The organism is Puia sp. (assembly GCF_036500295.1).
Taxonomy (GTDB): Bacteria; Bacteroidota; Bacteroidia; order Chitinophagales; family Chitinophagaceae; genus Puia.
In genome coordinates this window covers 1-11,457 of record NZ_DASYCH010000096.1, presented here as the reverse complement: position 1 = coordinate 11,457, position 11,457 = coordinate 1, and the positions used below count along the sequence as shown (strand labels likewise).

General features: G+C 55.3%; 9 protein-coding genes. 5 read left to right on the top strand and 4 right to left on the bottom strand.

Annotated elements, in window-relative coordinates:
- Positions 1–8: 8 nt before the first annotated feature.
- Complete coding sequence (locus VGM48_RS19035) at positions 9–1,442, bottom strand: hypothetical protein (protein WP_331582015.1); 1,434 nt, start codon at positions 1,440–1,442, stop codon at positions 9–11.
- 248 nt (positions 1,443–1,690) lie between these two features.
- On the opposite strand from VGM48_RS19035, the gene VGM48_RS19030 reads away from it, so the two are divergent.
- The gene (locus VGM48_RS19030; RefSeq protein WP_331582014.1) at positions 1,691–3,013 is read left to right on the top strand and encodes an aminotransferase class V-fold PLP-dependent enzyme; all 1,323 of its coding nucleotides are present in this window, start codon (positions 1,691–1,693) and stop codon (positions 3,011–3,013) included.
- A gap of 188 nt (positions 3,014–3,201) precedes the next feature.
- Complete coding sequence (locus VGM48_RS19025) at positions 3,202–3,510, top strand: hypothetical protein (RefSeq protein ID WP_331582013.1); 309 nt, start codon at positions 3,202–3,204, stop codon at positions 3,508–3,510.
- A 191-nt stretch (positions 3,511–3,701) separates the two neighbouring features.
- Here VGM48_RS19025 and VGM48_RS19020 read toward each other — a convergent pair whose 3' ends face one another.
- Genes VGM48_RS19020 through VGM48_RS19010 form a run of 3 tightly spaced genes read right to left on the bottom strand, consistent with a single transcriptional unit; the run spans position 3,702 to position 8,064 of the window.
- On the bottom strand, positions 3,702–4,433 hold the full coding sequence (locus VGM48_RS19020; protein WP_331582012.1) for a LytTR family DNA-binding domain-containing protein: 732 nt from the start codon (positions 4,431–4,433) through the stop codon (positions 3,702–3,704).
- Entirely contained in the window at positions 4,433–5,476 is a 1,044-nt protein-coding gene (locus tag VGM48_RS19015) for a sensor histidine kinase (RefSeq protein WP_331582011.1), read from the bottom strand. Before VGM48_RS19015 ends, VGM48_RS19020 begins: the two co-directional genes overlap by 1 nt.
- A gap of 17 nt (positions 5,477–5,493) precedes the next feature.
- Complete coding sequence (locus VGM48_RS19010) at positions 5,494–8,064, bottom strand: TonB-dependent receptor domain-containing protein (RefSeq protein WP_331582010.1); 2,571 nt, start codon at positions 8,062–8,064, stop codon at positions 5,494–5,496.
- A gap of 151 nt (positions 8,065–8,215) precedes the next feature.
- Between VGM48_RS19010 and rhuM the strand changes: the two genes are divergently transcribed.
- The 3 genes from rhuM to VGM48_RS18995 form a co-directional block, all read left to right on the top strand.
- Entirely contained in the window at positions 8,216–9,034 is an 819-nt protein-coding gene (gene rhuM / locus VGM48_RS19005; RefSeq protein ID WP_331582009.1) for a RhuM family protein, read from the top strand.
- 111 nt (positions 9,035–9,145) lie between these two features.
- Positions 9,146–10,651 (top strand): MFS transporter, encoded by a 1,506-nt coding sequence (locus VGM48_RS19000; protein ID WP_331582008.1) that lies wholly within the window; start codon positions 9,146–9,148, stop codon positions 10,649–10,651.
- Positions 10,644–11,457: serine hydrolase domain-containing protein (locus tag VGM48_RS18995; RefSeq protein ID WP_331582007.1), on the top strand; the 814-nt coding region annotated here is incomplete at its 3' end. The genes VGM48_RS19000 and VGM48_RS18995, both read left to right, overlap by 8 nt.

Genomic DNA, 11,457 nt, shown 5'->3' with positions numbered 1-11,457 from the left:
TGAAAAAATTATTTGAGATCGTAGCCCAGCCGGAAAAGGATGGGTTGGGTGTTGGGCAGATGTTGCCGGTAAAGGAAATCATACAAGACCTGGAAGTTGCCGCTTATCTTTCGGCTCACCCGGTATTGTTTGCTGATCCCCAGCAACGCCGAGGTCTGCCAGTTGGGCAGCGCCCGAAGCTGGGAGATGCTGTTGAAGGCCGTCAGGTAGTTGGATTCGGCGCCGCCCTGGATATTCCAGCCTTTTTTGATCTCCCATTTCGCAAAGCTGCGCAGGCCGACGCCCTGGTGGGAGAGGTGGATATCCTTCCAGCCCGTTCCCATTCCCATGAGGTAGTCGATGCCGATGCCGGCGGTGAAGCGATCGTTGAGCCGATAGCCCGCGGTTACGCCGATATTGGCGGTTGTCGGGAGATAGCTTACCGCCTTGCCGAATTGCAGATCGAGGCCCCAGACGATCCGTTGACCAAAGGATCTGGTGTGTTGGGTATTGGGAGTAAATGCGGACGCGCTGCCGGACGCGTGCAGCTGATTGCCGGCCGCGGTGAATTTGGGTTGCAGCTGCGACAGCGGGTCGGCGGTATCGCTCATCAGCGGCATATTCTTTTTGATGTATTGCTGCATGGTGGCCCTGCTTGCCAGTTCGCTGGCCGGGGTGGCTGCACCGGTGAGCGGCAGGCTCGAAAAGACCGACCGGGGAGCGAAGAGCCCCGCCAGCCGGCCTTTGTTTTGCATCAGATCTTGAAAAGCCGGAGACTGCTCTACGAGATCGAGCATCTTTCTTTCGATGGTAGCAGGGTTCTTCAACATTAGCCGGTATTGCGCCATTTGCGCCGAGTAGTAAAACGCCGTTTTATTAAGTTGTTGCAGGTTGCCGAGGCATTGCGAATATTTCGCCGCGACGCTGTTGAGCACCTGCATCCGTTGCTGGACAAAATTCTGTATCGTGGAGATCTGATTCAACCGCCCTTCCAGTGCGTCTACCTGGCCTGTCGATCTTTGCAGAAAGGCCAGGGTCTGCCGGAGGGTGTCGGCGTAAGCGAAATAACTTCCGTTGATCAGCCGGCCTGCTTTTGCCGCGGCAGCGGGCAGTCCTGCCTTCATTCGCTGAAGTGAATCGATTGCATAACCGAACAGCCGATCGGCTTGCGGGGCGTCGATAGCCGACAGTTTTGCCTGCATACGCTTTTCCGTTTGGATCATCCGATCCAGCGTATGGCGTGTGTAGGTTTCGGTCTGTTGATCGAATTTGGAGATCTTCCCGTCGACGGTCGCCGCATACTTCGAGGACAAAGCGGTGGGCTTCGCAGAGGACAAGGGAGCGGTCTTTTCGGGTGACAAAGCCGTTGGCTTGTCTGCGGCGACCTGAGCGTGTGCCGGGTGAAAGAAGAGGCATAGGTTAAGCAGCAGGCATGCGGATAGGCATGCGTTTTGGTGTGGCATATGGGCAAGGTTTATAGGCCAGGTGTTTTTTCAGTCAGTAAAAAGGGGGGAACGGAATTTCGACTACACTATACCGGTACATTCGTCGATTATTTAAAGTGACAACATTTTAAATAAATCTGCAATAGGTGCAACCACCTATTTATGCGCATCACGGATAAATAAGCGGAAATTTTTGATAAGTGTGTCGATTCTTCAATAACTGTGTCGAAATCGTATCTTTATAACAACCCCCGAAAAAGATCGTTATGGATAAAAGGACTTTTATAAAAGGCCTGGCCGTCGCCGGCTCGAGTCTCCCTTTCACGCTCTCCGCCGGGAGCCAGCCGCTCTCGGCGATGGCCGAATGGATCGCGCGTCACGAGTCCCGCTCGTCGGCCGCCGATGCTCCTACGGGTCTTCCCCCCGGCGCCGCACTTGCCGCAGACGAGGATTTCTGGGCCGGCATCCGCTCGGGCTACCGGCTGAAGCCGGACTATATCAATCTCGAGAACGGCTATTACAATATCCTCCCCGAGCAAACGCTGGAAGCCTTTATCCGCCATGTGCGCGAGGTCAACTATGAAGGCGCGTATTATATGCGCACCGTTCAGTATGAAAGAAAGCAGGCTGTCGCCGCCCGGCTCGCCATGATCGCCGGCTGCTCACCCGGGGAACTGGTTATCACCCGCAACACCACCGAATCTCTCGATATGATCATCGCCGGATATCCCTGGGCATCGGGCGACGAAGCGATTATAGCACTACAAGACTATGGCGCGATGTTACAGATGTTCCGCCAGGTGAGTCATCGGCATGGCGTCGTCTGCCGAACGGTCTCGCTGCCCAACCACCCCGCCGGTGATGAAGAACTGGTAACCCTGTATGAGAAAGCCATCACGCCACGCACGCGCCTGCTGATGGTCAGCCATATGGTCAACGTCACCGGCCAGATCCTGCCCGTGCGCAAGATCGCCGACATGGCCCACGCTCATGGTGTCGAGGTGATGGTCGACGGGGCGCATAGCTTCGCGCATATCCGCCACTCGATCCCCGGATTGGGCTGCGACTATTATGGCGCGAGCCTGCACAAATGGCTTAGCGTTCCGCTGGGTGCGGGTATTCTTTATGTAAGAAAGGAGCTGACGAATAAGATCTGGCCTTTGCTGGCGGAGGCCGATGGCGCAGAGGGTATCGCGAGACTGAATCACACGGGGACGTTACCCGTTCACACCGATCTGGCGATCAACGACGCCATCGACTACTACACGACGCTCGGTCCCGAGCGAAAGGAAGCGCGGCTGCGCTATCTGCAACAATACTGGACCGGGCAGGTCCGTCCTATGCCCAATGTCATCCTCAACACCCCCGCCGAACCCGGCCGCACCTGCGCCATCGCGAATGTGGGCATCAAAGGCATTATGCCGGGCGACCTGGCCGCGCGGCTGCTCCATCAGTATAAAATATATACCGTCGCCATCGATATGCCCGATGCCGGCGTCCAGGGTTGCCGCATCACGCCGAATATTTTCACCCTGCCTTCCGAACTCGACAGCTTCGTGGCCGCGTTGAAAGAAATGGCGACGGCATGAGCAGGGGCGCGGATAGTCGGGGCGGAAAGAAAGACCCGGGTCGTCCGCCAAAAAGAGACAAAACGGAGCGCTAAAAATGAATAATTGGTGACTGCAAAGTGCCGAATCGCACTAAGTAAGTGAATGTTTGTCCCATAAAAAGTGAAAAGATTGCAAATCCTGCCATCCGGCGCCGATAAATCCTTTCTTTGGGTATGCTACAGCCGGATAAGCGGTATGAGATCATTAAACCTATGCTGAACGAAGGGAAGATCCAACTGTTCCAGGACATTTTCCAGTATCAGAAAAAGACCGTCGTCGCCAGGGACCTGGGGAAACGCGGTCCGCGCTTCGACTATCTCATCCATCGCGCGGAAAAATTCACTGTCGAAGAACTGCTCATCATCGCCAGACTGTGTCATCTCACCTTCGACGAGATCATGCAGCTGGTAAAGGCCCAACTGGAAGCCCGCGCTCCGAAAAGCAAGGCTTCCCACAACAACCACTCCGAACCATGATGTCGCCCTGAATATCCATAGCCATGCCTGCCTATTTTTGATCGCTTGAATCTCGATGACCTTACCCGGACCTTTGACTTGAGAACCGTCTCCCGAGAGAGACGGTTTTTTTGTCCATCATACCGTACAAAAAACAAAAACCGTAGTTTTTGTCAATTATACCAGACAAATCATTATGCTCCACATCCAGCTCATAACTCTTTGCGTGTCAACTGCCTAAGCACCTCCCGATACGTCTCCCCCACCGGCAGCTCCAGCTCCCCGATAAACACACTATTCTTTCGCACCGCCGTGACGCTGCTGATGGCGACAATATACGATTTATGGATCCGCAGGAACTTATCCCCGGGCAGCTCCGCTTCCAACGCCTTCGCACTCATGCGCACCATCAGCGGCTTCGGGCTGCTGCGCAGATAGAACTTTACATAATCCCCGCCCGTCCCCTCGATGCGGATGATATCGGCGAAAAGCACTTTCACGAGACTATAATCGGCGTTGACAAATAGATAGTCGGGGGTTTGCGCCCCGGGGCCGGCGGCCGGCGAGGTCTGTGCGGCTCCCGTTCTCAACTGATACAACTCCTGCGCCTTATAGCAGGCCTTCATAAACCGGTCCAACCCCACGGGCTTGATCAGATAGTCCACTACCTCCAGATCAAAACCCTCCGGCGCAAACTTCTTATAGGCCGTCACCAGGATGAACATCGGCCGCTTCGCGAGACTCTGGATAAACTGCAGCCCCGTCAGTCCCGGCATCTGGATATCCGAAAACACGAGGTCCACCTCTTTCTCCTGTAACACCCGCGCCGCCTCGATCGCATCCTCACAGGAAGCCACCAGCTCCAGAAAGGGAACCTTGCCGATATAATCCGTCAGCAGGTGCAACGCCAACGGCTCGTCATCCACCGCAATACATCGAAGCATCAGTGTAGATTTAATTCGAGTGAAACCAAAAACCAACCCTCGCTCTGGCTCAGCAGCAATCGATGCTGCGAAGCATAGAGCAACTTCAACCTTCGCTTCACATTGCCCAGCCCGATCCCCGACCCCTTGTCCTTTGTCTCCTGCGAAGCCGGGTTATACCGGTTCCTCACGGCAAAGAACAACACCTTATCCTTCACCCGCAGCAGGATCTCGATCCCCGGATTCTCGATCAGTCCCACGCCGTGTTTGAAGGCGTTCTCCACAAAGGGGATCAGCAACATCGGTTCTATCTCGTAGTTACCCGCAGGCGCCTCCAGCGACACCGTGATGGGCACCTTCTGCCCAAACCGCTGCCGTTGAAGATCGATATAACTCTGCAGATACTCCACTTCGCGGGCGAGGGTCACACGTTCTTCATCGGTGTCATACAGCATGTACTGCATGAGGCCGGAGAGCTTCAGGATCGTAGGTCCCAGCTCCGGGGACTTCATCTGCTCCAACGCGACAAGATTATTCAGGATATTAAAGATAAAGTGCGGGTTTATCTGGCTTCGCAAAAAGCTAAGCTCGGTCTTCAGATTCTCCGCTTGCCGCTGTTGTGTCAACCGGTCCGCCTGCAACTTGTCACTCACCACCCGCATCGTCGTACTGATCGTCACCGTCAATATAAAGGCCGGTAACAGGAAGCCGATCGCCCCCACAAAGCTAAACCAGGACTGCGCGATGATCCACTCGAACAACTGCCAGTGGATCAGCAGCACCACGGCAAAGCTCAGCAGCAGACAGGCCGCGTAGAGCCCATACCGGCGCCGGTAGAAGAGTTTCGGCAGGAGTAGGTAGGCGTTGAGATAGAACGGCCCGACCCAAAGCAAATTGCTTAAAAAATTGAGCAGGAAGAACCGTTGATCCAATGCGTCCCGGACCCTGCGATGCCCCATCCCGCGATGAGTGTCCAGCAAAAAGGGCAGCGACAGCGCCACCGCCCAGACGCCCACATGCGCCAGCACCGTCATTACCCGGCGCTTATACCAACCTGGTTTCATACTTTAAATATAATTCTTTATTGTTCTTCCGTCTGGACATTGTTGTTCTTCCGTTTGAACAAGCTGGCGTCGATCTTCCCGAAATTATAAGTGATATTCAGCCGAAGCAGTTGCGGGTTCCGAAGCCGGGTATACTCCTGGGTCAGCAGGCTGCTATAGGTCACCTGATCCTGCTTGCGGCTGCGGAAGATATCGTTAAAGCTCAACATCAGGGACAACTTATTATTGAGCAGCGTCTTCTTCACCGCGACATCGGCCTCGTAGAAAGGCCTGATATATCCCTGAGAGGCGCTTTGGTTCATCATATTCGGCGGACCGGGTTGATTGCTGTTGCTGTTCACCGGCAGGTTGCTCTTCGACTGATACATCCCCGACACCTGAACGCTCCAGCTGGATGGCAGACGGAAACTCGTATTCAGCTTCCCAAACCAGCTCCACAACGCCTGCTGCGCCAGTGCATCGGCAGCGGCCACATTGATCTTCGAATGATATACGTTGATATTCGAGGAGAGGTCCCACCATTTGGTCAGCGGCAGCTGCGCCGTCAATTCCCCGCCCATCGAATAGCTGCTCTCCGCGTTTATATAGGTATTGACCAGCGTATTCGTCCCGCCGGTGCTATCCGTTTCGATATAGCCGGTGATCAAATGATCGGTATGTTTATAATAGACGGATGCCAACAGCGTGGTGTTCGTCCGCCAGCTCTTGAGATAGGAAAGCTCCAACGACTGCGTATACTCCGGAACCAGGTCCGGGTTACCCCGGGTGATGTTCAGCTTGTTCGAAGAATCCGTATACGGCACCAGCTGGAAAAAATTGGGCCGGTTGATCCGGCGGGTATAACTCAGCTGCAGCTCCTGGCCGTCGCCGAGTTTCTCGCCGAGGAACAGCGAGGGAAAAAGACTCAGCGGATATTGATTGCTGAAATGCTGACCCGAATTCAGCAGCGTGCCATTGTAATTCGAACTCTCCACCCGCAATCCGGCCTTGTAGCTGAAATTGCCGATGCTGCTCGCCAGGGTCGCGTAAGCCGCGTAGACGTTGCTGCGGCTCCGGTAGTTGCTGGCCGCGGAGGGCATGAGCAAATACGCGCCGGAATCGCTATCGAAATTATAGTTGTTGTTGATATTTAGCCGGCTTTGCAAAGCGGCGCGCAGCCCGGTTTCCAGCGTGGTATGGGGTGTCAGCGGATCGGAAAGATCGGTCTGCAGAATGATGTTGTGGTCGTTGCCGCCGCCGGCGATATTTTGCAGCTGGGAGCTCGAGAGGGTCGTCGGGTTACCGGCGAGATAATAGTTTGTCGTATACAGGGAGTTGTTGGTCGCGTTGCCCGAGAAATAGCTGGCATCCGCCGTCCATTCTTCTTTTTCCTTTGCAAACAGCTGTTTGAATCCAAATGTTCCGCCCCTACCGTTGAACTCACGCGCCCCGACGATCTCCTCCGAGCTATATTGGTTGATCTTCCCGCTGCTGTAGAGACTGTCGGTGCTCATCGCGAGATTCGATGTGCTCGTCATACTGTGGTGCATCATGAAACCGGTGAGGGAGAGGGTCGTCTTGTTGGTAACGAAGTAGTCGACACCGAGGCGACCGAAATACATGCTACCGCGGTTGGTATCCAATTGGTGCTCGTTGAGATAGGTGGCGGGGGTGGTGGTGTAATCGGTTCGGTCGATGGTACCCGTGGAGTGGTCGCGCATGGTGCGGGTGTTGATGTCGGCGGAGAGGTTGATCTTATTCTCCCGGGCGTTGAGGCCGGCGCCGCCGTTGACCCCGCCATAGCTGTCTGCGCCGCCCCGGATGCTTCCATTATAGCCCGTCTTACGGTTCTTTTTCAGGACGATATTCAGGATGCCCGCGCCGCCGCCCGAGGCGTCATATTTCGCGGAGGGGTTGGTGATGACTTCCACGCTTTCGATCGCATCGGAGGGGATCTCGTCGAGCGTCAGTGTCGTCGGCTTGCCGTCTACCATGATTTGCGGCGAGCTGCCGCGGAGGCTGATATTCCCGTCGATATCGACATTGATACTGGGGACGTTCCTCAGGACGTCAAGACCGGTACCTCCGGCGCTGACGATGTCTTTGGAGACGTTGAACACCTTCTTGTCCATGTCGACGGTCATCGCCGGCTTGGAGGCGGTGACCACCACCTGCTCGAGCTCCTTTGCCTTGGGGGACATCGGCAGGCTGCCCAGATCTTTTTCCGTGCCGGGTGGCCGGAGGGTGATCTCCCGGGTGAGCTCGGTATAGCCTACCGCCGAAGCCTTCACCTTTAATGCGACGTCTACAGGAAGGTCTTCCGCCGAAAAATCGCCGTTGCCCTGCGTCGTCAGACCTTTTGCGAGCATCTCTTTGCGTTTGCCCGCGGCGTCTGTCGATACTTTCAATATCAGCACACTGGCGCGGCCGATACCCTTCCCCGAGGAGTCGACCAGTTTCCCAAACAGGTGCCCCGAATTAGGGCCCCCACCCGTTACCCCCGGCATTCCACCCGGACGGCCGGCGCCGGGAGGGCCGCCACCCGGAGGCTGCGCAAGGATGCGGCCGATGAGAAACAGGGTTGTAACAACAGCGATTATCTTTTTCATCTTCCAAAACTAGTCCGGCGTTTCCGCCTATTTTGGCCGATGAGGGTAACCCCGAAAAGTCTGCGGTCAATCGGCAAAAGTCCGCGGGAGCCAGCACCAGACACGTTAGGAAGGAAACTAACCTTACCTTTGGCAACGAGAGAAAAGTAAAATGGAAAAATTCGAGATCCTGTTTTATGTCGTGCCAGAAGAGAAGGCGACGATCGAGGTCCTCTTTGAAGAGGAAACATTTTGGCTATCGCAGAAAAAGATGGCGGGGTTGTTTAATGTTGAGGTCAATACCATAAACTATCACCTTAAAGAAATCTTTAATTCGCTGGAACTCAATGAAAAGTCAACTATTCGAAATTTTCGAATAGTTCAGACAGAAGGCCAACGCAAAGTAGAACGTGAAGTGGCATTCTACAATCTCGATGCCATCATCGCCGTTGGCTACAGGGTAAACAGCAAGGAGGCCACTCGTTTTCGCATCTGGGCGACAAAAACGTTGCGAGAATTCATAATAAAAGGCTTTGTATTAGACAATAACCGACTGAAGCAAGGTGCAAATTTCGGCAAGGATTATGTCACTAAGCCGAATATGGGTTTGACCACCTGGAAGAATGCTCCGGATGGAAAAATTCTGAAGTCCGACGTGACTGTAGCCAAGAACTACCTCGAAGAAAAAGAAATTGCCGAACTAAATAGGGTAGTGACCATGTACCTCGATTATGCGGAGAACCAGGCCCGTCGAAATATTCCCATGAGCATGGCCGAGTGGGCTCAAAAGCTCGATGCTTTTTTACTATTCAACGACTACAACACGCTGAAAAATTCCGGCAGTATCAGTCATGAGATAGCGAAACGACTCGCGGAGGAACAGTATGAACAATACAGGATCATGCAGGACCGATTCTTTGAGAGCGACTTTGACAGACTGACCGCAAACCTTGGGTCGCCGCCAAAAAAAAGTAAGAAGAGCGAAAATTAAACGCCTACCAAGCATAAACAAGAGTAACGACGATCGGCGTTGTCGGAATATCCCCATATTCTGCCGCAAACCCACCTTTTTTTATCGGCTGAAGGCCGATAGATTTGTTGGATGATAACCCAGGCTCCAATCCCTGTTTCGGACAAAGCGGGCCGCCGCGAATGGCTGGGCCTCCTGCTGCTGGTACTTCCCACGCTCATCGTCTCGATGGACATGACGGTCACCTATCTTGCCTTGCCGGTGCTAAGCGCCGCACTCCGGCCAGGACCCACCGAACTGCTATGGATCACCGATATCTTCGGGTTTCTGGAAGCGGGTCTTTTGATCGTCATGGGTTCGCTTGGCGACCGCATCGGGCTTCGGAAGCTGCTGCTCACGGGCGCCACGGCGTTTACCCTGGCCTCGGTCCTCGCGGCTTTTTCCACCTCGGCAATCGGCCTCATCGTGGCCCGCGGGATCATGGGCATTGCCGGCGCCAGTCTGTTGCCCACCGTGTTGTCGCTGATCCGCAATCTGTTTCACGATGCCCGGCAGCGTACGTTTGCGATGGGTCTCTATACGACCTGCTTCTCCGCGGGGACGATGCTGGGCCCGATCTTCGGCGGACTTCTTCTCGATCGTTTCGGCTGGCCATCGGTGTTCCTGATGCCCGTTCCGCTGATCCTTCTGCTGCTCGGCTTCGCGCCCTTCCTGCTGCCGGAATTCAGGCAGCGCAACGCCAAACCGATCGACGGCATCAGCGCGATCCTCCTCATGGGGGCCATTCTTCCGATCGTGTATGGCGGCAAGCAGCTGGCGCAATCCGGTTCGCCGCTGGTGCCGGTGTTTTGTCTGTTGACGGGTGGCCTGCTGGCCTGGCAGTTTGTACGCCGGCAGCGGCGGATCGACAACCCGCTCATCCAGCTGGAGCTCTTCTCGGATGCGCGTTTCAACGCGGCGATCGCGGCGCTGTTTGTCGCGCTGTTCAGTTGGTCGGGGGTTTTTCTGTTTATCGGTCAGTACCTGCAATCCGTCGCCGGGGTCAATTCCTTTTCGGCGGGTTTATGGATGTTACCCGGTGCGGCAGGTAGTGTCCTGCTCTGTATGCTGGCTCCCGTGGCCGTCCGCTACATCAGCCGCGACCGGATGATCGCCATCGGCCTGCTCGTCATGTCGGCGGGTATTGCCGGGCTCTGTTTTCTAACCCCTACCTCGCTCGGACTTCTCGCGATAACCAGCTTCTTCCTCTCCGGCGGCTGCGGACTCACGGTCACCCTCGGCATCGACCTCGTCGTCGCCTCGGCGCCACCCGAAAAAGCGGGAGCCGCGGCCGGCCTCTCGGAGACCAGCACCGGCTTTGGCGGATCGTTTGGGGTCGCGGCACTCGGCAGCATCGGCACTGCGGTATACCGGCAGGCGATGACGGCACATCAGGCTTCGGCTGCTGCCCGGAGCACGATCGGCGCCGCGATCCAGGAGGCTCAGCACCGGCAGGATCCTGCGCTGCTTGACTTTGCGCGTAGTACCTTTCTTCATGGCGTACATATCACCGCACTTGTGGCTGCCCTCTTCATTTTTGCCACAGCCGTTCTGCAACTTATGCTTACATTTAGCAGGAATAAGCAAAGCCATGAATAACCCAAAACTACCCGGTTGCCTGCTCGCCACCATTCTCCTTCTCTCTCTGCAAACCAACGCCCAATTCAGCGTCGAAAAAGCGCACGCACTGGTCGACGCCTATGTCCGCGCGGAAAGAGTCAATGGCGCCGTGCTGGTCGCCCAAAAAGGCACTATTCTGTTGGAAGAGGGCTATGGCTACCAGGATGCCGCGGCAAAGAAGAAGAATGAGGGTCGCACGATCTTCCAGATCGGCTCTCTGACCAAGCAATTTACCTCGGCGGTGATCATGCAACTGCAACAGGAGAAAAAACTCTCGGTAAAAGATAAGCTCTCGAAATACTTTCCCGGCTTGCCGTTCGCCGATTCTGTCACGTTGGAAAACCTCCTGACCCATACCTCCGGCATCTACAACTATACACAGAATGCCGCTTTCATGAAGAATCAGGCCACCCTCCCTCATTCGCACGAGGAAATGCTGGCCCTTTTCAAGGATAAGCCGCTCGGCTTTGCACCCGGCTCGAAATATGAGTACAGCAACTCCAACTATGTACTGCTTGGGTATATCATCGAGAAGGTGACCGGAAAACCCTACCCGCAAGTCGTCAGGGAGAGGATACTCACGCCGTTGAAGATGACCAGCAGCGGATTCGACTTCACCCATCTCAGCAGTCCGTACAAAGCAGTGGGCTATTCCCGGCTGGGCAACGATCTGCAGCCCGCACCCATCGTCGATTCAACGGCTTCTTTCTCCGCCGGCGCGCTGTACTCCACCGTCGAAGATCTGTACAAATGGGATCGGGCGTTAAATACCACGGCGATCCTGA

What these genes read in the sequence shown, in the direction of transcription:
- VGM48_RS19035 (WP_331582015.1), bottom strand. Translation starts at nt 1,442, where the DNA reads ATGCCACACCAAAACGCATGCCTATCCGCATGCCTGCTGCTTAACCTA.
- VGM48_RS19030 (WP_331582014.1), top strand. Translation starts at nt 1,691, where the DNA reads ATGGATAAAAGGACTTTTATAAAAGGCCTGGCCGTCGCCGGCTCGAGT.
- VGM48_RS19020 (WP_331582012.1), bottom strand. Translation starts at nt 4,433, where the DNA reads ATGCTTCGATGTATTGCGGTGGATGACGAGCCGTTGGCGTTGCACCTG.
- VGM48_RS19015 (WP_331582011.1), bottom strand. Translation starts at nt 5,476, where the DNA reads ATGAAACCAGGTTGGTATAAGCGCCGGGTAATGACGGTGCTGGCGCAT.
- VGM48_RS19010 (WP_331582010.1), bottom strand. Translation starts at nt 8,064, where the DNA reads ATGAAAAAGATAATCGCTGTTGTTACAACCCTGTTTCTCATCGGCCGC.
- rhuM (WP_331582009.1), top strand. Translation starts at nt 8,216, where the DNA reads ATGGAAAAATTCGAGATCCTGTTTTATGTCGTGCCAGAAGAGAAGGCG.
- VGM48_RS19000 (WP_331582008.1), top strand. Translation starts at nt 9,146, where the DNA reads ATGATAACCCAGGCTCCAATCCCTGTTTCGGACAAAGCGGGCCGCCGC.